This is a genomic window from Kitasatospora sp. NPDC094028 (assembly GCF_049543595.1).
In the GTDB taxonomy this organism is placed as follows: Bacteria; Actinomycetota; Actinomycetes; order Streptomycetales; family Streptomycetaceae; genus Kitasatospora.
In genome coordinates, this window is the sequence record NZ_JBMVFA010000040.1 from 48,448 (window position 1) to 72,319 (window position 23,872).

The window sequence follows — 23,872 nt, forward strand, 5'->3', positions numbered from 1 at the left end:
TGCACCGCCCGGATGTCAACCGCCGGGCGGTGCAGACGCGTTCACTGCTGGAGGTTCCGGAGCCGTTCCAGCCCGTCGAGGCCCTGCTGGAGCAGGGCGGGGATGTCGTGGTCACGGCCGATCCCGGCCGCCTCTTCGTAGCAGGCGCGGGCCCGCGACGGCCGGCCGAAGTGGGCGTGGGCGCGGCCGCTGATGACCAGGGTGTCGGCGATGCCGCTCATGTCCCCCAGCCGCCGGCGGATCGCCAGGGACTCGTCGAGCGCGGCGAAGGCCTCCTCCTCCCGGCCGAGTCCGCGCAGGCAGTCACCGAGGTTGGCCAGGGCCACGGCGGTGTGCGTCAGGTTGCCGTGGCTCCGGCAGCGTTCGAGGAGCGACCGGTAGTACGTGAGCGCGGCTTCGAAGTCCTCGTTGTAGAGGTACGCCTGGGCCAGGGCCGCGAGCAGGCCGACCCCGCCCTCATCCACTCCGGCCCGCTGGTGGATCTCCCAGGCCACCTCCGCGTACGCCAGAGCCTGCCCGTACCTGCCCTGCTGGCTGTGGGCCACGGACAGGTTCCCGAGGATGACGGCCTTGCAGACCCCGTCGCCGTCCTGCTCGAAGAGGGCCAGTGCGGCTTCCAGGGCCTCGATCGCCTCGGCGTTGCGGTAGGCCATGCCGTGGGACGCGCCGAGCCGGCGCAGCGTCCAGGCCTGGCCGCGCAGGTCGCCGTGCTCCTGGGCGGACTTCAGGGCGAGGGCCAGGCACGCGTCCCACTCGCCGGTCCACCAGAAAGTGTGCGCGTACCCCATGAGCCAGATCGCGAGCCGCCAGGTGAGATCGGGCCGGGAGGAGTCCGCGGCCCTGCGGATCACCTCCTTGACGACGGGCAGCTCCTGCCCGCACCACTCCAGGGCCTGCTGGGGGTCGGCGAAGACGGGCACCGGTACCGCGGGGACGTCGGCGAGGCGCGGAGCTCCCGATGCATTGATGGCCATGCCGGCCGACTCCAGGGCGACCGTGTACCAGACGCCCAGACGCAGGGCGGCGGCCTCGCGCGCCTCGGCCGGTTCCTCCTCGCGGACGCGCTCCGCCGCGAACTCCCCCAGCAGGTCGTGGAACCGGTACCGCCACGGCTCCGGCGTCTGCACCAGGTGGACGTCCGCCAGCAGTTCGAGCAGGTCCGCGGCGTGCTCCCGGGGGCGGCCCAGCAGCGCGGCCGCGGCGTCCACCCCCAGCGTGTGGCCCGCCCACAGGCCCAGCAGCCTGAAGGCGCGGGCGGCTTCGCGTTCCACCGGGTCCGCGCTGTCGCGGATCGCGAGGTAGCTGGTGGCGAACGTGGTGTCGACGGCGAGCCGCCCCACCGACAGGGACCGCAGCCGCCCCCGGCTGTCCTCCAGGCGCTCGGCCAGGGCGCCCGGCGTCCAGGCCGGGCGGGAGGAGAGCCGGGCCCCGGTGATCCGCAGCGCCAGCGGCAGGCCCGCGCAGGCGGCCAGCAGGCGCAGGGCGCCGTCCGGGTCCTGCCGAACCCGCTCGGGGCCGCAGAGGCGGGAGAGCAGGGCGCGCTGCTCCTCGACGTCGAGCGGTGCGAGGGAGAACCGGGCGCTCGCGGGGAGGTCGGGGAGGGTGTTGCGCGAGGTGACGATCACCGCGCTGCGACAGCCGCCCGGCAGCAGGGGCTCCACCTGGGCGGCGTCGCGGGCGTTGTCGAGCACCAGCAGGACGCGGCGGTCGGCGAGGACGGTGCGCAGCAGGGCGGCCCGGTCGTCGGTGTGCTCGGGGAGGGGCCTCGGGCCGCCGTGGTCCTCCTGCTGGTTCAGGGCCGTCAGGAAGGCCGCGAGCAGCTCGTGCGGATCGCGGGCGGGGACGGCGCCGAAGCCGCGCAGGTCGGCGTACAGCTGGCCGTCCGGGTAGTGGTGCTTGACGGCGTGGGCGGCCTGGACGGCGAGGGCGGTCTTGCCGATGCCGCCCATGCCGGAGACCACCACGACCCGGGGGACGCCGTCCGCGGGCGGGCTGGTGAGGAGGTCGGTCAGGCTCTGCAGGTCGGCCTGACGGCCGGTGAAGTCGACGAGGGCGGAAGGGAGTTGGGACTGCGGGCGGACTCGCGCCGGGGCGGACCGCCGCACGGCACCGGTCGTGTCGCGCAGGACCTGCCGGTGGGCCTCCCGGACTCCGGGCCCCGGGTCGACGCCGAGTTCCTCGACCAGGGTGCGGCGCAGCCGCTGGTGGACGGCCAGGGCTTCGGAGCGCTGCCCGAGGCGGTGCAGGGCCAGCATCAGCTGGGCGTGGAAGGCCTCGTGGAGCGGGTGCTCGGCGGTCAGGGCCGTCAACTCGGGTATCAGGCCGTCGACCTGCCCGAGGCGCAGGTCGGACTCGATGCGCCACTCCAGGGCCTGCAGGCGGGCCTCCTGCCACTGCCGGCGTGGCGTCTGCGCCTGCGGCAGGTCCGGGAACTCGGCCAGCGGGACACCGCGCCAGCGTGCGAGGGCCGCCGCCGACTCCTGCCGTACCGATGTCCAGTCCTCGCGCCGCAGGGCGTCCCGGGCCCGCTGGACGCCCAGGTCGAAGAGCCGGGCGTCCAGCTCGCCGTCCGTCACCTTCAGCACGTAGCCGAGCGGCGTGGAACGCAGGCGGTCGGCGCGCTCGTCGCGTTCATCGCGTTCGTCGTGCTCGTCGTGCTCGTCGTGCTCCTCGGTGAGCTGTGCCCGCAGGCGGGCCAGCATGTTGTGCAGCGAGGCGTTCGCCGAGGCCGGCGGGCGGTCGCCCCAGAGCGCGGCCTTGAGCCGCTCCGGCGGGACGGGCCGGTTGGCCTCCAGGAGGAGGACGGCGAGCAGGGTGCGTACCTTGGCGCCGCCGACGGGTCGTTCGACGAGTCGCCCGGTCGGGCCTGTGGTGACGACGAGCGGGCCGAGTAGGCCGAAGTTCATGTTTGATCCCCCGATCCCTCACCTCGCTCCACTCGTTCGAGCGAGATGATCACCGACCACCGTAGGGGAGGCGGGGATGGGATGTACAGGAAGGTTCACCCGTCCCAGCCGGTTCTCCGGCGCGGTCACCGCACCGAGCCCGACCGATCGACACAATCTGATCACGAGACACCCATAACGCCCGGTGCCACCGCACGTCATCCACCAGAGTTGCTGCCGCGTGCATCTGCACCATCAGCCGCTCTCCCTAGGAGCCCGCGTGACCACCCCCTCCTTCGCCGCGCCTCAGCCCCAGCCCCAGCCGCCCCACGCTGCGCAGCAGGCTCCCAAGCGCCCTTGGTACCGGAAGAACCGCGTCCTCGTCCCCGTCGCTCTGATCATCGGCGCCGGCATCGGGGCCTCCGGCAACGGCAACAACAACGGCAAGACCTCGACCGCCGGCTCGGATGCGGCGGCCAAGCCCGCCGCCACGGTCACCGTCAGTGCGACGGCGACGGTCACCGCCCAGGCCCCGCAGCAGGCCGCCGCGCCGGCCACGCCGCAGCAGGCTGCCCCGCCGGCCGTCCCGCAGGCCGCCGCGACCACCGCTCAGCCGCAGAACACCATCGGCGGCGACGGCACCTACGAGGTCGGCACGGACGTCCAGCCCGGCACCTACAAGACCAAGGGTCCTGGCGCCATGGGCCTGTGCTACTGGGAGCGCAACAACGGCGGTGACGGCGTCGGCTCGATCATCGCCAACGACAACCTGCAGGGCCCCGGCGTCGTCACCATCAAGGCCGGCGACAAGATCTTCAAGTCCAGCGGCTGCCAGGCCTGGGTCAAGACCGGCTGATCGACCGTTCCCGCTGCGGTGATCCCGGCCTTCGCAGTCGGTCGTAGCGCCTTGATTCGCGGCCCGGACCGTCGCGGATCGCCCTCACGGCCGGGGCGGGACGGTGTGTCGCTGCCGCCGACGCACGACGCTCGGCCGGGAAACCCCGGCCGAGCGCATGCCGTGCCGTCCTCCGGTGGGCCCGGGGCTCAGAACTCGGTGCTGACCGTGACTCCGCTGAAGTCGGTCACGGCGTACAGGCCGAGGTAGTGGTAGCCGGCCGTCTGGTTGGTGACGTTGAGGGACTGGGCGGTGCCGGCGTTGGTGTCGAGGATCTGGTCGGGCCCGCCGATCAGGTCCTTGTGCTTGATCGCGAAGTCGGCCAGCGAGTGGGCCAGGCCCGGGTCGGCGGCGACGGCGCGGACGAAGTCCGGTTCGAGTTGCCGCGCCAGAGCGGGTACTGGAGAACGGAGTTGACGGCGCCGACCATGTTCGGGGCCTCGCGTCGCGGCGAGGAGTGGCCGATCCGCGCCTCAGCTCCCCGACGGCCGGTGCAGGAGGTCGCGGGCCCGGGCGGCCAGGCCGTCCGCGCCGCAGTGGACGGCCAGCTCCAGGCCCCGGGTGAGCGCGGTGCGGCCGGCCGCGGCGGGGCCCAGCGCCGCGCCGAGGTCGACCAGGGCCAGGGCGTGCTCGTAGCGGGCCGGCGAGCGCTCCAGGTGCCGGACCGCCTCCGTCAGCAGCCCGACCGCACGCGGTGGCTCGTGGACGGCGGCGCACAGCCGCAGGGCGCTGCCGACCGCCGAGTCGGTCCCGGACTCGCGGGCCCGGCGCACCCCCTCCTCGGCGAGCTCACGGGCCCGCTCCGGCTGGTCGCCGGCCACCGCGCGGGCCAGGTGCCCCGGCCACGGCGCCCACACCGTGTTGCGCCACCCGCGCGCGTCCAGGGCCGCTCCGGCGGCGGTCAGCACCTCGGCCGCACCCGGCGCGTCGCCCCGGGCCAGCAGCAGCCGGCCGTACAGCGTGGGGGCGTCGGGCAGCACCATCACGGTCGGGAACGGCGGGCCGAAGGCGTGTTCGCGGGCGAGCTCCAGGGCCTCCGCCAGTCGGCCGCGCGCGGCCAGGGTCTCGGCCAGCGCCCCGACCGCGTCCCAGTGCAGCGGGGTGCCCGGCCCTATCCGGGCCGCGCTGCGCAGGGCGCGGCGCAGGTAGTCCTCCGCCTCGGCCAGCGCGCCGCAGCGGAACCGCAGCATGCCGGTCAGCAAGTAGGCGAAGCCGAGGTGGCCGCCGCTCCACCCGGCGACCTCGTAGGCGCGCACCGCCTCGGTGAACAGCTCCTCCGCCCGGTCGACGCGGTCGGCGTACAGGTAGCTGAGGCCCAGGATCCCCGGGAGCTCGAAGCCCCAGGTGGTGTTGGTCCAGCCGAGGCTGGGGTGCAGCCGGCCGCCCGGCAGCGCGGACTCGGCCAGCGCGAGTGCCCGTTCGCGGTCGGCGCCGCGCAGCGTGAGGTCCCAGCAGCGCAGCACGGCCACCGCGTGGGCCAGGCCGTCGCGTTGGAACACGGCCTCGCCCGGGGCCGCGTCCGTGTCGACGTCGGTGAAGGCCAGGCCCACGGTGTCCAGCATCCGGTGGAACTCCGCGAGCCGCCGGGAGCGGCCGGGGCCGTCCGCGTCCTCGGACTGGAACGCGGCGAACATGAAGTGGGCGACCTCCAGCCGCAGCCGGCCCGGGCCGGGCGGGACGAGCGCGGCCTCCTCGGCGCACAGCGCGGCGGCCTCGTCGAGCCGGTTGCTGTGGGCGAGGGCCTGGGCGAGCCGGAAGGTCGCGTCCACCCGCAGCCCCGGGTCCAGCCCGTACGGGTCGGCGAGCGCCAGGCGCAACTGGTTGACCGTGGTCGCCGGGTCGGTGAGCAGGGCCGAGCAGCCGAGCTCGTAGAGCACCGAGGCCCGGTCCTGGTCGGCGGGCGGTTCGCTGATGGCCCGGCGCAGGCACCGCTGCGCGGCCTCGGGCGCGCCGATGGCCAGGTGTTCGCGGGCCGCCAGGCGCAGCTTGGCGACGATCCCGCCGTCCCCTTCGGGCAGGATCTCCAGCAGGTGCCGGGAGGCCGCGAGCAGACCGAGGCCGGCGTTCTCGATCTCGACGGCGGCCACCCCGTGCATCCCGGTGCGGGCGGCGGGCGGCATCGACTGGTAGACGGAGGTGGCGACCAGCGGGTGGACGAACTCCAGCCGGCCCGCCGAGGTGCCGGTCAGCACCCGGTGCCGGCGCAGCTCCCGGACCGACTGGGCGGCGGCCTCCGGCCCCTGCGCGCAGATGGCGGCGGCGAGTTCGGGGCGGATGTCGGTGTCCAGCACCGACGCCGCCCAGGCGAAGCGCAGCGCGGTGGGCCCCACCCGGTCCAGCCAGTGCCGCAGCGTCATCCCCCGGGCGGTGGCGGCGATCTCGCGCAGCAGCCCGGTGCTCTCCTCGACGGGATCGAGCCGCTGGTCGGCCACCTCACGCAGCAGGGCGGCGGTCTCGTACGGGTTCCCGGCGGTGACCGCCCAGACGTGGCGGCAGAACGCGTCCTCGGCCTCCGCCCCCAGGGCGGCGCGGACCAGGTGCGCGACCGAGGCGGGCTGGAGCGGGCGCAGGTCGTGCCGGCGGTCGGCCCGGTCGGCGAGGCCGCGCTGCAGCTCCAGCGCGTCGTCGGGGAACTCGTCGCGGCAGGCGAGCACCAGCAGGGCCGGCAGCTCCCGGGCGCGCACCGCGAAGCCGGCCAGCCAGCCGAGCGACTCCGGGTCGGCCCAGTGCAGGTCGTCGACCAGCACGGCCAGCGGCGAGCGCAGCTGCACGAGACGGGTCAGGACGAAGTCCAGCCCGTCGCGCACCCCTTGCGGGTCGAGCTGCCCGCCGGGCGGCCGCAGGCCCGCCGCGGGGCCGACGACGTCCTCCCAGGGCCCGAAGACCCGGGCCCGCTCGTCGTCGGGCAGGGCCGACAGCACCGGCCGCACCAGCTGGCGCACCACGTGGAACGGCTCGTGGCACTGCCGCTGCCCGCCCCGGGCGAACAGCACCGTGCAGCCCGCGCGTTTCGCCGCCCGCCGCACCTCGGTCAGCATCGCCGTCTTGCCCAGCCCGGCCGCCCCGGTGTACAGCAGCAGCTCCCCCACCCCGGTGCCGGCGGGCCGGGTGAGCGCCCCGATCGCCTGTGCCGCGGACCGGAGTTCGGCCTCGCGCTCGTGCAGCGGCTCCTCGCCCCGCCCGGCCCCACCGCCGCCCCCGGCCATCCCCTCGGCCACCGCCGCCTCCCCTTCGCCCGCCAGGGCCGTTGTCGCAGAGGGCCCGAGGCTACTGCCGATCAGCCTGCTCCGGAACGGACTTGACAAACCCGCCCGGCATGACGGCCACCACGCGCGGAAATCGACGGCCCGACCGCCGCCCCCGGCCTCGCCCTCGGACCCGGCAGCGGGCCGAACCCGTGAGCAACTGTCAGGAGCTGTGGCCGAGTTCACGAGCGGCGACCGCCGACCAGATCTGCGCGGCCAAGGTCTCCGGGGGCAGTGTGCCGTCGACGATCACGTCGCATTCGTCCCGCAGCGGCTCGATGTGCCGCTCGTGGGCGGCCCGCCGGTGCTCCACGTAGTTCCGCAGGAGAACCTCCAGCGGGAAGCCGCCCCTGACGCATTTCCGGTCGATCTTGCGGGCCAGCCGGAGGTCCGCCGCGAGATCGATGAAGACGTCGAGCCGGCCACAAGGCCGCCGCGGGGCGACCCGGCGGGCGAAGAGGCCGTCGACGATCACGACGGGGGCGACGGCGAGCGCGGCGTCGGTGTCCGCGTCGAGCCGCTCGATGTCGACCGAGCGCGGGTCCCCGACGTCCAGGCGCGGAATCCCGGCCTCGTCGCGCGTCCAGATTCCTCGCCCCGGAGCAGTGAAGTAGTAGTCGTCGCCGTGCAGCACGCTTGCCGGGCCCTCCGCAGCGAACGACACGAGCGCATCGGCCAGTGTCGTCTTGCCCGCCCCCGCACCACCGGTCAGCGTCAGCAGCACGCAACCCCCTCTTCCCGATCGACGGACCGAGGATCGCACGGCGGACGGCACGGCAACCAGCTGCCCGCCGCCTCCCGGGGCCGCTCCGGGGAGGCGGAGCGGCCCGGGTGGACTTCAGGCGGGCTTCAGGCGGACTTCAGGCGGGCGTCAGCGGGTACTGAAGTCGGCGTTCCAGGAGGCCGCGCCCGTACGTGCCAGGCCGACCTCGTTGTAGTCGCCGATCATGATCCCCAGGTGGTTCGGGGAGTTGATCCAGCCGTCGACGGCCGCGTCGATGGTGGTGGGCCCGTAGAAGGCTATCTCGCCGAAGCCCCGCCCGGTGTAGCCGAGGCCTGCCGCGATGCCCGACGAGTTGCAGAAGTGCCCGGAGACCCGGCGCTGGTCCATCTGGTCGGCATTGCACTTCGCGGCCTGCGAGAGCGTCGCGTTGAACCGCACCGGCGCCTTGCCGTACTGGGCACGCACGGCGTTCAGCCGGTCCAGGAAGCGCTGCTGGTCGGAGGTGACCGGGCCCGGGGCCGGTCCGGTGCCCGCCCCGACCAGGTCGAACCGCTGGGACATGCTGCCGTCACAGCCCTCGACGGTGACCTCCCGGTCGACCCCGTGGTAGGTCAGGCAGCCGTTGCCGCCCGCGTTGCGGAGGTAGGTGCCGCCCTCGACGGCGTCCTCCAGGGTCCACTGCTGATTGGCGCCCGCCCACCAGCGGACGAACTGGGTGGACCGGCCGTCCCGGGTGTCCATCTCCAGCACGCGCTCGGTGCCGTTGACGCTGCGGACGAAGTCGACCCGGCCGCCGGGCTTGTTGGAGACCCAGAACGAGGTGGAGGCGTTCTGGTAGCCACGGGCGACGATCCGCGAGCCCTCGTCGTCGGAGCTCGCCAGGGAATGGTGGTTCTGGTGGTCCTGGATCGTGACCATCTGCTCGACCACGCCCGCGGTCGCGGCGCTCGCCGGCACCGCCAGCAGCGTGGCGCCGCTCGCGGACACCACGGAGACGGCGAGCGCCAGGGCCGCCAGCCGGGCGCGACGGCGGGCACCGGCGCCCGGGCGGAGGGTACGGGTGGACGGGTGCGACACGGGGATCTCCCACTCTCGACGGACCGCGTGCGGACGTGCAGGCGGACGCAGCGCAGGACATCAGGGCCGCGTTGACAATCGATCAACGGCGCCGTGTACGTTCACGTATCTCGGCTGGGTGAGCGAGACGACCTCCTGCCCGCGCAGCACCCGGGCGCCCACGGCGACCGCGTGCTCCTCCAGACACGCCAGCTGCGCCGCTTCGTCGACGAGGGCCGGTTCGCCACCGAACCCCACTGACCGCCACCGGCGCCCCGGCGCACCGGGCACCCCTCGCTGTTCACCCCCGCCGAAGTTCACCCCCGCCGAACCGACGCCCACGGCGTGGCCGTGACCGACCACGGGCGGGCCTCCTCGACCATCCGCGAGGCCTGCTCCACCCGAACTCGGGCACCCGGACGCCGGGTCAGGCGTCGCGCAGAGCCGTGTCGAGGGCCGCGAGGTGGTGGTCGACACGGCCGAGGGTGAGGAGGCCGCTGGCGGCGCCGGCGAGTTGGCCGGCGGCGGGGAGCAGCCGGTCCCGAGCGCGGGTGAGGGTGGCGCGGTCGCCGAGGTCGACGGCGAGGACGGCCTCCAGGCCGCAGTGCGCCTCGTAGAGCAGGTCGGCGGGTGGCCGGGGCAGGGCGCGCAGGGCGGCTCGCGCCGCGGGGCGGTCGCCGGTGGCGAGGAGGGCGAACGGTTCCGCCCAGGGCCGGTACGGGCCCCAGTCCTGGGTCAGGTCCACCTCGGGGCGGCGGTTCCCGCCCGCGATGCGCAGAGCGAGCAGGGCGAGCGGCAGCAGGCCGGTCGACAGTCCCGGCATGCCCGCGCCGTTCAGCTGCGAAGCGGCCACGCGGTAGGCCGACTCCGCTTCCTCGGCGTGCCCCTGGGCGGCGGTTCGCAGCGCCCGGTGCCAGTCGGTGAACACCCGTACCAGGGGGAGTTCGTGCCGGTCGGAGAGCTGCTCGGCAGCGGCCGCGTGCCGGCCGGCTGCCGTGAAGTCGCCGAGCGCGCAGGAGGATTGGAGGCGGATCAGGTGTCCGAGCACCTCGTAGGTGGTCAGCCCGTGGCGGGCGGCCAGCTCGACGAGTTCGGCGCCGATCGCGTCGCGGTCGCCGGCCATCCCGGCCCGGGTGCAGGACTGCATGAACCGGCCGTTCAGCGCGAAGGCGAGCAGGGCGGGGTCGCGCAGTCGTCTGGCGATCGCCTCCGCCTCGCGCGCGGCCTGCGGGGCCCGGGGTTCGCGGGTGCCGCGTGATTCCAGGGCGATGGTGGCGAGCAGGCGGCAGCGGGCGACGGTGTCGCCGGCGGGCAGGGCGGTGAGGGTGCGTTCGGCGGCCGCGACGACCTGGGCGGCGAGGACGGGGTCGTCGCTGCGGGTCCAGATCGCGGGGACGTCGTAGCCGCCGATGACGCGGGCGGTGAGTTCGGGGTCGCCGTGCTGCTCCGCGCTCGCGATGACGGCCATCCGCTGTTCGCGGGCGGCGCGCAGGCCGGTGCCGCCGCTCACGGCGAGGCCGCGCATCAGGCCCACGGTGCTCTCCAGCCGTGCCCGGGCGCCGATCGCCAGCGTCCGGTCGTACGCCGTCGCGGCCTCGTGCCACAGTCCGGCCGGCGTCGTGCCGGGGGCCGGGTCGAGCGCGGGGTGCTGGGCGAGGATGTCCGCTTCCAGGCGGCGCAGCGCGTGCCCGGGGTCGAGTCCGAGGCCGTCGGCGAGCGCCGTTCTGGCGTCGCGCAGGGCGGCGAGGGCGTCGCCCTGGCGGCCCGTGCGGTACTGGGCGAGGGCCAGGAGCCGCCAGGCGTCCTCGCGCCAGGGGTGGTCGGCGAGGTGAGCGCGCAGGTCCGGGACGGCCTGGGCGGCGCGGCCGAGCGTGAGCAGGGCCTCGGCGCGCTGTTCGACCGCGCGCAGTCGCAGTTCGGTGAGCCGGGTGCGTTCGGCCCGGGTCCAGTCCTCCTCGGCGTGGTCGGCGTAGGCGGGGCCGCGCCACAGTGCCAGCGCGTCGTCGAGGCGGGCCAGTGCCCGCTCGGCGGGCAGCCCGGTCGCCTCGGCGACCGCCGTCTCGAAGCGCCAGGCGTCGACGGTGTGCGGCGCGGGGCGCAGCACGTATCCGGGGCCTTCGGTGGCGAGGAGGCGGGCGGGGGCGCGGGGCGGCCGTTCGGGTTCGAGGGTGCGGCGCAGGTCGGCGACGAAGGTGCGCAGGGCGCCGAGGGCGGCGGGGGGCGGGTCGGTCCACAGGTCGTCGATGAGGCGGGTCACGGGGACGACGCGGTGGCGGGCGACGATCAGGCGGGCCAGTACGGCCCGGTGCCGGGGGCCCTTGAGCGCGAGGGCGGTGCCGTCCCGTTCGGCGGTCAGTGCGCCGAGCACCCCGAAGGTGACCTGCTCCATCGCTTCACTCCTGCCCTTTGCGCAGGTCAGGCTATCGCGCCGATCGTCGCTGATCGGTTGCTGATCCGTTGCTGATCGGGGCGCGGCAGGCTCGTGGTGTCCGCCCACCCCGCTCCCCCGATCGAGAGGCTCCGCCATGACCGTCACCATTCCCGGGTTCGACCACCGCCGGGTGCCCGTCGCGGACGGGATCGCCCTGCACACCGCGGTCGGTGGCCAGGGCAGCCCGGTCGTGCTGCTGCACGGTTTTCCGCAGACCCACCTGATGTGGCGGCACGTCGCCGTGGATCTTGCCGCCGATCACACCGTGATCTGTCCGGACCTGCGCGGCTACGGCGCCAGCGACAAGCCGGCCGCGACCGTCGACGGCCTCGCCTACGCCAAGCGCACCATGGCCGCCGACGTCGTGGCGCTCGCCGCCGCGCTCGGCCACGAGCGCTTCGCGCTGGCCGGGCACGACCGGGGTGCGCTGGTCGCGTTCCGGACCGCCCTGGACCACCCGGACCGGGTCACCCATCTGGCCTCGCTGGACGTCCTGCCGACCCTCGACATGTGGGAGGTGATGCGCGGCAGGTCGGCGGCGGTCGGCTTCCACCTGTACCTGATGGCCCAGCCGGCGGGTCTGCCGGAGCGGATGATCGCGGCGTCGGCGGACGAGTTCTTCGGTCACTTCCTCGACCTGTGGTCCCGCGACGCCGGCGCGATCCCGGGCGAGGTGCGCGCGGCCTACCTGGCCGCCTGCCGCGCGGCCGTCCCGTCCATCGTGGCCGACTACCGCGCCTCGGCCGGCATCGACGTCGACCACGACGCCGCCGACCGCGCCGCCGGCCGGCGGCTTCGGATGCCGGTCACGGTGCTCCAGCAGGACTGGGGCGCCGCCCTCGGCTTCGACGCGGCCGCCCGCTGGCGCGCCTGGGCGCCCGACCTGGCCCACCGCACCGTCGACTGCGGCCACTTCATGGCCGAGGAGGAGCCGGGCCTGGTCGCCGACGCGCTCCGGGCGCTGCTGGCCCGGTAGGGCCGGCAGGACCGGTAGGACCAGCAGGACCGGTAGGTAGGAGGCGACACGGACGGGGGCGTACGGGGCGGCCGGTGGCGGCCGGTGGCGGCCGGCCGCCCGGCGCGGGTGACGGCAACTGCGCCGCCGATCCGGCGTCTTGGGGCCATCCCCTGGCCCGGCGCGCGCCGCCCTGACACGATGGTCCGATGCGCATACTGATCATGGGCGGCACCAGGTTCGTCGGCCTCCACGTCGCCGAGGCGGCGCTCGCCGCCGGGCACGACGTCACCGTGCTGCACCGCGGCCGGTCCGGCGCGGACCTGCTCCCCGAGGCCACCCACCTCATCGCCGACCGCGACGCCGACCTGTCCGTGCTGCGCGGCCGCAGCTGGGATGCCACCGTGGACGTCTGTGCGTACTTCCCGCGCCAGGTCCGGCAGTTGGCGGCCGCGCTCGCCCCCGGCGCCGCCGGCCGCTACCTGCTGGTCTCGTCCATGGCCGTGTACGACACCCCGGCCACGCCGACCTTCACCGAGGACTCCCCGCTGCTCCCCGCGGACGGCCCGGAGGCCGACACCGTCACCCCCGACAGCTACGGCGTCCTCAAGGTCCAGTGCGAGCGCGCGGCACGCGAGGCGTTCGGGCCGGAAGCCCTGCTGGTGCGCCCCACGTACGTGATCGGCCCGCACGACTACACCCACCGCTTCGACCACTGGGTGCAGCGTCTCGCCCGGGGCGGCGAGGTGCTGGCCCCGGGCCGGCCCGACGCGCCGGTCCAGGTCGTGGACGCCCGCGACCTCGCCGCCTGGATGCTGGCCCTGCTCGAACAGAACGCCTCCGGCGCCTACCACGCCGCCACTCCCCCGCCGTTCACCATGCGCGACCTGCTCGACGCCGTCGCCTCGGCGGTCGCCCCGGACGGCACCACGCTCACCTGGGTCGACGACGACTTCCTCCGGGCGGCCGACGTCCCCCGGCCCGCGCTGCCGCTGTGGACCACCGACCGGCTGTCGCTGGCCACCCGCACCGGCGATCCCGCCGCCGCCCTCGCCACCGGGCTCAAGCTCCGCCCGGTGGCCGACACGGCACGGGACATCCAGCCGTTCGAACCGCTGCCGCAGGCGCTGACGACAAGCCAGGAGGCCGACCTCCTCACCGCCTGGCACCAGCGGTGAACCGTGCCCGGAGTGCGGGTCCCTGACGGTGCGGAAGGCCAGGGCAGGGCCGGGTGCAGCGGTCCGGCCCTGCCCGGCGTGGCCGTGTCGCGCCTCCGGCACGCCGCGTCGGCCAATCGAATGCGACATCGCCCGCCGCGCCAGGACCATGTCCCGGCAGGGCCTGGCGGAGGTCTTCCCCGGCCTCGACCCGCGCATCAGCTGGCACGGGGGACCAGCTGCGGACCGACGTACCGTTCGGCATCGACGTGCCGGAAGCCGGGACGCTCCTCCTCGCGCCGTCGGTCTGGGTTCCGCGCCGGGCCTGCCCCGGCGTCGGACCGGCTCACGGACGAGCGGGCCCGCCCGGGGGCGGCAGCGGCCGGGCGCGGGCGACCAGCAGCGCGACGTCGTCGTGTCCGCCCTGGTGGTGCAGGGCGGCGAGGAGGAGGTCGCAGGTATCCTCCGGGGAGCGGCTGGGCCGGCCGAGGAGGTCGGTCAGGGCGGCGAGCCGGGTGTCGATGTCGTGGTCGCGGGTCTCCACCAACCCGTCCGTGTAGAGCACGAGTTCGTCGTCGACCGCGAGGTCGAGCAGGGTGTCGCGGAAGGCGACGCCGCCGACGCCCAGCGGAACGCCGGTGGGCAGGTCGAGCAGCAGCGGCGGGCGGCCCGGGCGGGTGTGGACCGGGGGCAGGTGGCCGGCGGTGGCGATCCGGCAGCAGTGCCGGCGCGGGTCGTGGACAGCGTAGACGCAGGTGGCGATGGTCTCGCCGAGGCCGGCGACGATGCGGTCGAGGTGGCTGAGGACGGCGGCGGGCGCCAGGTCGAGACCGGCCAGGGTCCTGGTGGCGGTGCGGAGTTGGCCCATGGTGGCGGCGGCGGTGATACCGCTGCCCATGACGTCGCCGACGACCAGGGCGGTCAGGTCGGCGCTCAGCGGGATGACGTCGAACCAGTCGCCGCCGACCTCGCCCGCGCTCGCCGCGGGCTGGTAGCGGTAGGCGACCTCCAGCCCGGGCGGCCGCGGGGGCGGCCCCGGCAACAGGTGGCGCTGGAGGGTGAGGGCGGCGTGGCGCTGGCGCTGGTACCAGCGGGCGTTGTCGATGGCGACGGCGGCGCGGGCGGCGAGCTCGCCGGCCAGCACCAGGTCGCCGTGGTCGAACGGCTGCGGGTTGCGGGCGCGCTTGAGGTCGAGGGCCCCGAGGACCTGGCCGCGGGCCCGCAGCGGCACGGCCAGGTAGGAGTGGACTCCGGCCTGTCGCAGCCGTTCCGCGGCCTGGTCGTCCCGGGCGATCCGCGGCAGGTCACGGTCGGTGACGTGGGCCAGCAGGACGGGGCGGCCGGTGCGGGCGCAGCGGGTGACCAGGCGGGTGGCGTCGTAGCGGGCGATCTCCCCGACCGGGTCGGCGGCCTCGGTGGCGGGTGTGGGGTAGCCGGCCTTGACGGCGAGAGCCCGGAACAGGGCGGGGCCGCCCTCGCCGGCCGGGGGCGGGCTGTCGGTGAGGACGCCTTCGAGGACGTCGACGGCCGCGATGTCGGCGAACTCCGGGACGAGGACGTCGGCGAGTTCGCGGGCGGTGGTGTCGAGGTTGAGGGTGGTGCCGATGCGTTCGGAGGCGTCGGCGATCACGGTGAGGCGCCGCCGGGCGGCGGCCGCGGCGGCGGCGGCCCGGTGCTGTTCGGTGACGTCGACGACCGAGACGGCGACCCCGATCACCCGGTGGGCGGGGTCCTCCAGCCGGAAGTAGGACCCGGACCAGGCGTGCTCGACCTGCGGGTCGGCGCGGGTGCGGCCGGTGGTGAACTGGTTCAGCAGCGGTGTGCCGGTGGCCAGCACCTCCCGCATCGCCGCCTCGATCGCGTCGGCGTCCAGGAACGGCAGGGCCTCCCGGACGGTGCGGCCCAGACACTCGGCGGCCGGGATGCCGTTGATCCGCTCCAGTGCCGGGTTGATCAGGACGTACCGCAGGTCGGTGTCCATCACCGCCAGGCCGATCGGGGACTGTTCCATCAGGCGCAGCGACAGCGCGAGGTCCCGTTCGAGGCGGCGCAGCGTGGCCTTCTTCGAGGCCAGGCCGAGCGCGTAGTACCGGCCGCTCCCGTCCTCCAGGCGCATGTTGCGGAACTCGGCGAGCAGCGTGGTTCCGTCCTTGTGCCGCACCGGGAAGACCCCGGCCCACGCCCCGCCGCCGGCCATCACCTGGGCGAACAGTGACAGCACGGGCTCCCGCTGGTGCTCGTCGACCAGCACCCGGGCGGCGGGGCGGCCGAGCGCTTCGGCCGCCCGGTAGCCGAACAGGTCCTCGGCCTGCGGGCTCCACAGGACGATCCGCCCCTGCGCGTCCAGCACCACGGCGGCGACGCCCAGCACGTCCAGCAGCCCGCCCGGATCCATCGCCGGGTCCCGGCCGGGCGGTGTCGCTCCGGAAGGGACCGCGTGCCCGGCGTCCATCCGGCCACCTCCTCCCGCCGACACACACCCGGCCGTGGCAACGACGACGGCGACGGCGTCGGTCCCTCCATCCTCCCGCCTCAGCCCGAACCCGCCAGCCGGGCCGCACCCCGGCGGACCGGCGCGGCTCACGGTCGCCTCCCGACTGCTCCCGCCGGCCGGACCGCCACACGCAGTAGCCAGGCGAAGGGCGCCTCGGGCGCCCGGTCGCTGTCAGACCTGGCGTGCGGCGGCGCCGCCCAAACGTTGCCTGATCCGGCGATAGCGGGTCATCGAAATTTCATGACGATCACTCGCCAGCTGCGGAAATGCGTGATCTTTAGCCGTTCTTCCGTGCCGACCCGGCTTGTGCGGGATGATGCGGGCCAGGCGCGGCGGTCGGCAGGTATGGACGAGTCGGCAGAGCCCTGGACGGTGCTCGATGACTCGGCGGACCTGCTCGTGGCGAGACGCCGCGGGACGCGCGCGGCTTCACGCTGCTACCGGAGCGTCACACCTGGCACGGCCGGTTCCCACGGGGCCGGATGGCGTTTCCCAGCGAGTGGAGTCGACGCGCAACAGGAGGGGCGAATGCTCGAAGCGGGCGGGGCGCGATGATGCGGGACCAGTTACTCGGGGGCCGCTACCGGCTGCTGCAGCAGCTCGGCGAGGGCGGAATGGGGCAGGTGTGGGAGGCGCTGGACGAGACGCTGGGCCGCAACGTCGCCGTCAAGGTGATCTCTCTGCTCGCCGGCGACGGAAGCCGTGGCGGCGAGGCCCGCGCAAGATTCCTGCGGGAGGCACGGATCACCGCCCAACTGCAACACCCGAACATCGTGACCATCTACGACCTCGGTGAGACGGGCCAAGGAAGCGAACGGGTCCCGTTTCTGGTGATGGAGCTGGTCCGGGGCGAGGACCTGGGCTCGATGCTGCGCCGAGGTGCTGTCACCTTGGCGGACACGGCCCGATGGGGCGCGCAGATATCGGACGCGCTTGGTGCGGCGCACGCGGCCGGAATCACACACCGGGACATCAAGCCGTCCAACGTTCTCGTCACGCCTTCCGGTGCCGTGAAGGTCCTCGACTTCGGTATCGCGAAGGCCGCTGACCCCTACGCGACCGTGGACCGGCTCACCCAGACCGGCTTCATCGTGGGCACGCCCCCATACATGGCGCCCGAACAGGCACGCGGCTTCCCGGAACCGCGCACCGACCTGTACGCCCTCGGCTGCCTCCTCTTCGAGATGATCACCGGCCGGCTCCCCTTCCAGGCCCCCGACACCGTGGGATACATCACGGCGCATCTCACCCAGGAGCCGCCCACACCGAGTTCGGTGTCCGCTGGTGTCCCCTCGGTGTGGGACGACCTCGTGCTGAGGCTGCTGGCGAAGGACCCCGGCCGGCGTTATCCGAGCGCCACCGACCTCTCCGTGGCGCTACGACACCTCGACGGCACACCCGCGCCCGCCGGCGGACTCACGGCGGCGACCGCCGCACTCCCGCGACCAGCCCCCACCCGACGACAGAGCAACCTGAGTCCACAGCCGGACACCGCATCGGCACATGCCCCGGCCCTCCGTCGCGCCGCGCGGTACATCCTCTCAGGGGCTCTGTGGTTGCTCCTCGCCGCATCGGTGCTCGCCATCGGGCCCATCATGATTCTGCTCCCGACCCTGACCACTCTGGTGTACACGGCAGTACTCAGGCCGCGCTCCAGTACCTTGACGCGTGTGACGGGCTACGTGGCCACGGCAGCCGTCGCCGGAGTAGAGGCACGGGCTATCGCCTGGTGGATTGCCCGCGGGGATTTCTCGTCGACGTGGCCATTCATCACAGTGTTCACCCTGATCATCGCGGTGTACGTCTACCGCGAAATCAAGACTCGACGAGCGGCACGCTCGCTCTCGCCGTGATCCGGATGCGCGACGCTTCGGATCGGGGGCCCTCACAGGTCCGAGGCGTCGATCCAGGAAATGGTCGCCACCAGGTCGGGGGCCCGGTCGGTCGCTTCGGCTGCCAGGAGTGCCCAGTCCCGGCATTCGGCCACGATCCGGGCCCAGGGCCACCGCCGGTCGATGTCCCAGTCGATGCCCGGCCCCCGGCGCCAGCAGGCCCCGTCGTTCGGCTTGATCTGCCACACCTGGAAATACAGCACCGCCTGACCGTGAGCGGCGAGATCCTCGATGACTTCGGCCAGGTGAACCGTCTGCCATGCCAGGTCGAGGCCCCCCGCCGAGACCCGCAGCGCGGCGGCCCGGGGCGGGATCACGAGCGCGCGGGCCCCGAGGTCCGTCAGCGCCCAGCGAAGCGCCTCTCCTTCGCTGTCATCGGGGGCCTCCCCTCGCTGCCGGAAGGCGTCGTAGGCGCGTTGGAGATCGGGCACGGCACGATGGATCCCCAGGCCCGCCAGGGCTTCGGCCGCCCACTGGCGGACGGTGGCGTTCTCGCTGTCCAACAGGCCGATCAGCACGTCTCCCGGTCGCGGGTCCTTCAGCGCGTTGAAGACCTCGATGGCGCAGAGCTGCCCGAACGCCCCCAGGCGGGGCACTGCCGGGATCAACGCGTCCAGCACCTCCGGCCCCATGGCGATCAGCGCATACTGGGCGTCCTCCGCCACTTCGGTCGACTCCGCGTCGAGCTCGCCGACCCGCTGAGCAATCCTGCCGTCCATGCCCACGGAGTCTGGCCCATCTCGTCCACCGCGACCAGTCGATATTCCGGGCACCCCGCACCCGGCCGCCCCGGTCAGCCGCACCAAGCCGACCGACAGCGGCAGTCGCACGTCCGTCGAGGCCGGACCGCGCCTCGGTGCGACGGCCCGGCTCCCGGGTTCCCCGGGGAGGCCGCCGCACCGCCCGCCGTCACGGCTTCGGGTGGCCGCCGATCGCCGCGAGGACTTCCCGGGCGGCCCGGGCGCCGGACTCCGCACCGCCCTCCATGAATCCCTGGAAGTCGTAGGAGGTGTGCTCGCCCGCGAAGTGCAGCCGCCCCTGGGCCGTTCCCTCGTAACCCGCGTAGGTGGTGAGGTAGCCCACCGGCCAGTACGAGTAGGCCCCGTGCACGTACGGGTCGAGGTGCCAGGCGGAGAGGGTCGCCCGTCCGTTCCACGCCGCCCCGGTACCCGGCCACACCCGGTCGATCTGGCCGAGGTAGCGGCGCACGAGGCCCGCCGTGTACGGCGCCGAGCCGTCGGTGAAGGCCTGCGGCGGGGTGAGTGAGGCGGCGGGGGTGCCGCCGCCGTACTGCACCAGGATGCCGTGGGTTCCGCGCTGGCCGCGGGTGACGTCCCAGGCCTGCTGGAACGGCAGGTCGGAGAAGCACTCGCCGGCGGAGACACCCTGCCAGGGGCCGGTGCCCTGCCACGGGCGGGCGGTGAACTGCATGTTGAGCTTGGTGCAGTGGCCCATCGTCAGGTGGGAGAGGACGCCGCGCATCCGCTGGTCCAGCCCGGCGCGGGAGAGGTCGACGTCCCGCTGGAGGACGGCCAGCGGGAGGGCCAGGACGGTGTGGTCCGCGGTGACGGTCCGGGTGCGGCCGCCGTCGACCGCGAAGGTGAGGGTCTGGCTGCCGTCCGCGTTGCGCGTCAGCGCCTCCAGGCGCCAGCCCTGGCGGATCGTGCCGGCCGGCAGGTGGTCGGCGATGGCCCGTGGGAGCCGGTCGTTGCCGCCGATGACGTGGTAGCGCTCGTCGGAGGCGCCCCAGACGGAGAAGTGGTCCGGCGTGGCCTGGGCGGACAGCAGGCCGAGCAGGGAGAAGGCGGACTGCGCGGCGGTGTCGGCGCCGTACTCGACGGCGTAGGCGACGTCGAGGAAGGCGCCGAGATCGCTGGAGTGCCCGCCCGGCACCCGGGAGTCGATCCAGTCCCGGACGGACATGGCGTCCATCGGGACGTCGGCGGCGGTGTGCCTGTCCCAGGTCGGCGATTCGCTGGTGGCCCGGACGTCCGCCTGGAGGGCCTGCCAGACCGGCGCGAACTCCTGGTCCGCCCGCGAGCGCGGGTAGTAGCGGCCGTGGAACCACAGGGCCTGGTCGGCACCGGCCGGGGTCGGCTTCAGGACGTCGGTGAGGCCCAGCCCGAAGCGCCGGCAGAGCCGTTGCACCGTCTTGTGCGCGGTGTCGATCAACTCACCGCCGAATTCGGAGACTTGGCCCTGATCCCAGAGGCCGGGCGAGGAGGCGCCGCCGCCGGAGTACATCCGGCCGCCGATCCGGCCGGGGTTCGCCTCGTAGACGGTCGAGGCGACGCCCTGATCGGCCAGCGCCAGCGCGGCGTTGAGGCCGGCGATGCCGGCGCCGACGATGGCGACCCGCGGCGTGGCGCCGCCGCGCGCGAGGGTCTCCGGCCGCGCGGCCCGGAGGTCGACGGTCTCCGACCGAGCAGCGGCACGGGTGGCCGGGGCGGCGCCTATCGCGGCCACGCCGAGGCCGAGCGCCGCCGCCCGGCCGAGCAGGGCCCGGCGGGAGGAGCCGTGGGCTTCGGTCCGGGCTTCGTCGCGCAGGCCGCGGTACTCGTCGACGGGCATCCGCAGCCGCTCGGCGGCGGCGTGGTCGGCGATCAGCCGCTTGAGGTTCCAGAGGTGTGGGGAGCGCGCCATGGGCAGGTCCTCTCTGCTGTGCGGGGCGGGGCGGGGCAGGGCAGGGCAGGGCAGGGCTACCGGCAGAAATGCCGTCGCCGCCATCATCGCCAACAACAAGGCCGCCCACGACCAGTTCGCACAAAAACGGCGGCACCGGCGCACTCCGGCACCGCGCCCGACCGCCCGGCACCGCCCGGCACCGCTCCGCTCCGCTCCGCTCCGAGAAGAGTGTGCGCCATGGCCACCTTCGTCCGTCCTCATTCCCGGTTCCCCGCACGGCGGCTGGTGCTCCGAAGGAGCCGGGCACAGCCTCGGGCTCCATCCCCCTGACGCAGTGCTGAGATCGGTTCAGGAGGGACGCGGGTAGAGCCGCCCAGCCGGCTCACTCATCCGCGTCGAACCACGGCTTGTTGGCGGCCCAGTGCTCCACCCAGCCGGCGAAGCCCGGCTCCGCCGTGGTGAAGCCGAACTCCGCACCGAAAGGAGTCGCGCCCTCCCCGCTGATGTTCCAGATGTGTCCTCGATGCGGCCCCGTGACGATGAGGTGCCAATACATGCCGCAGCCGTCGGTTCCCAACACGATCGATCCGTGGTTGAAGACCTGCTCGATGATCGGGTCGATCTCCTCGAAGGGCCTGGAGTCCTCCTCCCACAGCCACATCGAGGTCAAAGGGAAGGGCTGACCCAGGTCGCGCTCCGGCCGACCGTCACCCCAGTCGCTGGGCAGCTCCGCCAGCCCCACGAGCCCGTAGTCCGGTGGTCCGGCGTACGAGCCGTCGGTGATCTCCGCGACGAACGTTCGATACGGCTCAGGCAAGAGGACGCCGTGCTCCGCCTCGAAGGCACGCACGGCATCCCAACCCAGCGCCGACTCACCCCCATCGTCGACGTCGAAGGCTGCGCGAATCGAAGCAAGGTCGCGAGGGTCGGCGTGCTCTGTGTCCATGCAGCCCATGGATACCACCCCTCTCTGACAGTGAAATCGGTAACCCTGCTGACCAGGCTCCTCACGACTACCCACCAGGTCCCGCTCCCTCAGAAAGGTCACGCCTGTCCCCCGCTTCTCAACGACGTGCCCGCACCACGGCAACGCCCAGCGGCGGGCCCTGCACCGCGACGGCTCACCGAAGGAGTGGCAGGACGTCGTCGCCTTCGACCGCGCCATCCGCAACGGCGGCACACGGGCAACGGCCGAGGGAACTCCGGTATCGCGTCGCCGCAGGCGGTGGCTGGGCCCCAGATGATCGACACGATCGGCGGAAGTTTCCAGGCCGGCCTCGGTTTCAGCCGCCGGGGGCTCTGTTCGGGCCAGTTATGCAGAGTCGTGGTTCCTGGACCGCCCGCCGGGACGATTCTGTTGGTGCTACCCCAAGTGGTAGCAGTAGCACGGCCCTGGGAAATGACACGCCGGTCGAGATGCCGCTTGAAGAGTTCGTACAGGCGGAAGGGGCAGCGGTGCGGCGATGAATTCATGAGCGTCTGCTGAGGTGCCGGCGGGAGCCGGTGTCGAGCCCTGATGGCACCTGCACCGGATCCCAAGAGCCGCGACGACTGACGAACGAGCCGTACCGACGGTCACCGGCGGCGTACACCTGCCGCTCACTCTGTCGGCTGTCCGCTTGAACCGCTGCCACCGCACCGACCCAGCACCCGCAGCACCGAGCCTCGACTACGCGTCTTCTGCCGCATTGTGTGAAGCGCCGGAGTAGGGAGTCCTGATCGTGCCGTCCTTGCTGAACTACGCCATCCTCGCCGACCCGACCTCGCTCCAAGCGTCGCAGCCCGGGGCACCGTCCGTGGGAACGGTGTACGTGATCGTCTCCAACACCCACCAGTCCGAGGTGCGGTGGGACTTCATCGATGTGGAGATACCGGTGGGCAGCGGCCCCAACGACCTGACGGGTAGTCCCACGGCGATCAGCGCGAGCATCGAAAAGGACTACACGGTCAACCGGGAGCCGGAGCCCACCTTCGACTGGAACAGTACCCTCGGCCGCTTCCGGGCGCATGACCCCTCCGGGGGCAGGCTGACCCTGCCGGAGGAGCAGTCGCTGGTCCTGAGACTGGAGAACATACCGCTTTCCGACATGGCGGGGCTGGTTCGCCTGAAGATCCACGAGCGCTCCGGCGGCGGCGACAGCAACCTCCCCGTTCGGCGGGCGAACTTCATCACCACTCTCGGGCTGGTGAAGCAGGCTCCGAAGATCCCACGCAACTTCCGCCCGGAGAAGGACTCCCTGGTGGATGTGGACGCGGGCCAGAACGTCGTGCTGAAGTGGGAGGGGCCGGACAACCTCGACTACTGGATCCGCGATCCGCAGGGGAACGAGGTGCTCGTCCAGTCGGCGGTCCAGGGGCCACGGGTGACCCAGCGGCCCTACACCTGGTCACCCCCCTCCGCGCCGAGGCGAGGCACCACCTACACCCTCATCGCCGGGACGACCACCGCCGCGCAGCAACACCACGGGTACTTCCTCACCACCACGGTCCACGCACTCGTCCCCGAGTTCGACAGCGGGACGCGCACTCCGTGGGTCGAGCAGGCGCCGAGCAAGAGCCGTGCCACCTTCTCCGCGGCCGGGATGGAGATCCACAATGGGGCCGGCGCCCTGGGAACCGTCACGGCCGACAGGGTCGACGTGGACCGCGTGGACACCAGGGCTGTGCACGGCCGCACCGCCGGCGACGGATGGATCGACTTCCCGCAATCGGGCCTGAACGTGCATCAGGGCGGCTCGACGCAGCTGGGCACCCTCTCGGCCGAGATGGCCGAGGTGGACCGTGTGAACACCAGGGCTGTGCACGGCCGCAACCCCAGCGACGGATGGATCGACTTCCCGCAATCCGGAGTGGACGTACACAAGGACGGGCAGCAGGGGCGGGGGACCGTCTGGGCCGACCGGGCGGACGTGAACGGTGTGAAGACCGCGTGGGTGCAGGGGCCGAGCGACAGCGACGGGTGGATCGAGTTCCCGCCGTCCGGGCTGAACGTGTTCCACGGCCAGGGAAGGGACTGGGGCACCGTCTGGGCCGACAGGGCCGACCTGAACAGCGTGACCACACACTGGACAGAAGGGCCGGACGGGAAGAAGAGCCGCATCACCTTCACCGAAACGGGCGTGAAGATCACCGATCCCGAGAAGAAGCGGGGCACTGTGGTCGCCGGCGAGACCAACGTTCGCAGCGTGGTCACCCCCTGGGTGTCAGGTCCCCAGGAGGGAGCGGGATGGATCTCCTTCCCGAACGAGGGGGTGGACGTGCACCGGGACGGCGAGGTTTCCTTCGGAAGGATTCGATACGCCTCGTACAAGGAATCGCAGACGGTGAACGAACGCCCCGTGCACCGCAGGCTGCCCCCCTACGAATGGCCGCCGCGGTCCGGGAACTAGTTGTATTGACCATGAGCGTTGTTGACGGTGGTCGGGCTTGATCATGGCGAAGACCTCCGGTGTGGTGGAGGTGTCTAGGCTCCACACCACACACGGAGGTCTTCGTGTCCCACCGTAATGCCCG

The 23,872-nt window shown here is 73.5% G+C and carries 15 protein-coding genes; 6 read left to right on the forward strand and 9 right to left on the reverse strand.

Going from position 1 to position 23,872, the window contains the following annotated elements; all coding sequences use genetic code 11:
* Positions 1–41: 41 nt before the first annotated feature.
* Complete coding sequence (locus ACPC54_RS36520; protein WP_498971035.1) at positions 42–2,906, reverse strand: AfsR/SARP family transcriptional regulator; 2,865 nt, start codon at positions 2,904–2,906, stop codon at positions 42–44.
* A 259-nt stretch (positions 2,907–3,165) separates the two neighbouring features.
* On the opposite strand from ACPC54_RS36520, the gene ACPC54_RS36525 reads away from it, so the two are divergent.
* Entirely contained in the window at positions 3,166–3,741 is a 576-nt protein-coding gene (locus tag ACPC54_RS36525) for an Rv1352/Rv1906c domain-containing protein (RefSeq protein WP_498971037.1), read from the forward strand.
* 512 nt (positions 3,742–4,253) lie between these two features.
* On the opposite strand, the gene ACPC54_RS36530 is transcribed toward ACPC54_RS36525, so the two are convergent.
* From ACPC54_RS36530 to ACPC54_RS36540, 3 genes are all read right to left on the reverse strand, one after another.
* Positions 4,254–6,986, reverse strand: a complete 2,733-nt coding sequence (locus tag ACPC54_RS36530; protein ID WP_498971070.1) for an ATP-binding protein — start codon at positions 6,984–6,986, stop codon at positions 4,254–4,256.
* Between the two features lie 202 nt (positions 6,987–7,188).
* Positions 7,189–7,749 (reverse strand): uridine kinase family protein, encoded by a 561-nt coding sequence (locus ACPC54_RS36535; RefSeq protein ID WP_498971040.1) that lies wholly within the window; start codon positions 7,747–7,749, stop codon positions 7,189–7,191.
* Between the two features lie 147 nt (positions 7,750–7,896).
* Positions 7,897–8,826 carry a CAP domain-containing protein gene (locus ACPC54_RS36540; protein ID WP_498971042.1) on the reverse strand — a complete coding sequence of 310 codons (930 nt, stop codon included), beginning with the start codon at positions 8,824–8,826 and terminating at the stop codon, positions 7,897–7,899.
* Between the two features lie 93 nt (positions 8,827–8,919).
* On the opposite strand from ACPC54_RS36540, the gene ACPC54_RS36545 reads away from it, so the two are divergent.
* The gene (locus tag ACPC54_RS36545; protein WP_498971044.1) at positions 8,920–9,066 is read left to right on the forward strand and encodes a hypothetical protein; all 147 of its coding nucleotides are present in this window, start codon (positions 8,920–8,922) and stop codon (positions 9,064–9,066) included.
* Between the two features lie 166 nt (positions 9,067–9,232).
* Here the strand turns inward: ACPC54_RS36545 and ACPC54_RS36550 are convergent, their stop codons facing one another.
* Complete coding sequence (locus tag ACPC54_RS36550; RefSeq protein WP_498971046.1) at positions 9,233–11,194, reverse strand: AfsR/SARP family transcriptional regulator; 1,962 nt, start codon at positions 11,192–11,194, stop codon at positions 9,233–9,235.
* Between the two features lie 136 nt (positions 11,195–11,330).
* Here ACPC54_RS36550 and ACPC54_RS36555 point away from each other — a divergent pair, with 136 nt between their 5' ends.
* Positions 11,331–12,212, forward strand: a complete 882-nt coding sequence (locus ACPC54_RS36555; protein ID WP_498971048.1) for an alpha/beta fold hydrolase — start codon at positions 11,331–11,333, stop codon at positions 12,210–12,212.
* Between the two features lie 188 nt (positions 12,213–12,400).
* Positions 12,401–13,369: an NAD-dependent epimerase/dehydratase family protein gene (locus ACPC54_RS36560; protein ID WP_498971050.1), complete on the forward strand. Its 969-nt coding sequence runs from the start codon at positions 12,401–12,403 to the stop codon at positions 13,367–13,369.
* A gap of 325 nt (positions 13,370–13,694) precedes the next feature.
* Here the strand turns inward: ACPC54_RS36560 and ACPC54_RS36565 are convergent, their stop codons facing one another.
* A complete protein-coding gene (locus ACPC54_RS36565; RefSeq protein WP_498971052.1) occupies positions 13,695–15,800 on the reverse strand; it encodes a SpoIIE family protein phosphatase in 2,106 nt (701 codons plus the stop codon).
* 593 nt (positions 15,801–16,393) lie between these two features.
* Between ACPC54_RS36565 and ACPC54_RS36570 the strand changes: the two genes are divergently transcribed.
* Complete coding sequence (locus ACPC54_RS36570; RefSeq protein WP_498971054.1) at positions 16,394–17,695, forward strand: serine/threonine-protein kinase; 1,302 nt, start codon at positions 16,394–16,396, stop codon at positions 17,693–17,695.
* A 32-nt stretch (positions 17,696–17,727) separates the two neighbouring features.
* On the opposite strand, the gene ACPC54_RS36575 is transcribed toward ACPC54_RS36570, so the two are convergent.
* From ACPC54_RS36575 to ACPC54_RS36585, 3 genes are all read right to left on the reverse strand, one after another.
* Entirely contained in the window at positions 17,728–18,453 is a 726-nt protein-coding gene (locus ACPC54_RS36575; protein ID WP_498971056.1) for a HEAT repeat domain-containing protein, read from the reverse strand.
* Between the two features lie 190 nt (positions 18,454–18,643).
* Positions 18,644–20,377 carry a flavin monoamine oxidase family protein gene (locus tag ACPC54_RS36580; RefSeq protein WP_498971058.1) on the reverse strand — a complete coding sequence of 578 codons (1,734 nt, stop codon included), beginning with the start codon at positions 20,375–20,377 and terminating at the stop codon, positions 18,644–18,646.
* A 364-nt stretch (positions 20,378–20,741) separates the two neighbouring features.
* The gene (locus ACPC54_RS36585) at positions 20,742–21,305 is read right to left on the reverse strand and encodes an SMI1/KNR4 family protein (RefSeq protein WP_498971060.1); all 564 of its coding nucleotides are present in this window, start codon (positions 21,303–21,305) and stop codon (positions 20,742–20,744) included.
* A 784-nt stretch (positions 21,306–22,089) separates the two neighbouring features.
* On the opposite strand from ACPC54_RS36585, the gene ACPC54_RS36590 reads away from it, so the two are divergent.
* A complete protein-coding gene (locus ACPC54_RS36590; protein ID WP_498971062.1) occupies positions 22,090–23,748 on the forward strand; it encodes a hypothetical protein in 1,659 nt (552 codons plus the stop codon).
* The last annotated feature ends 124 nt before the right edge of the window (positions 23,749–23,872 follow it).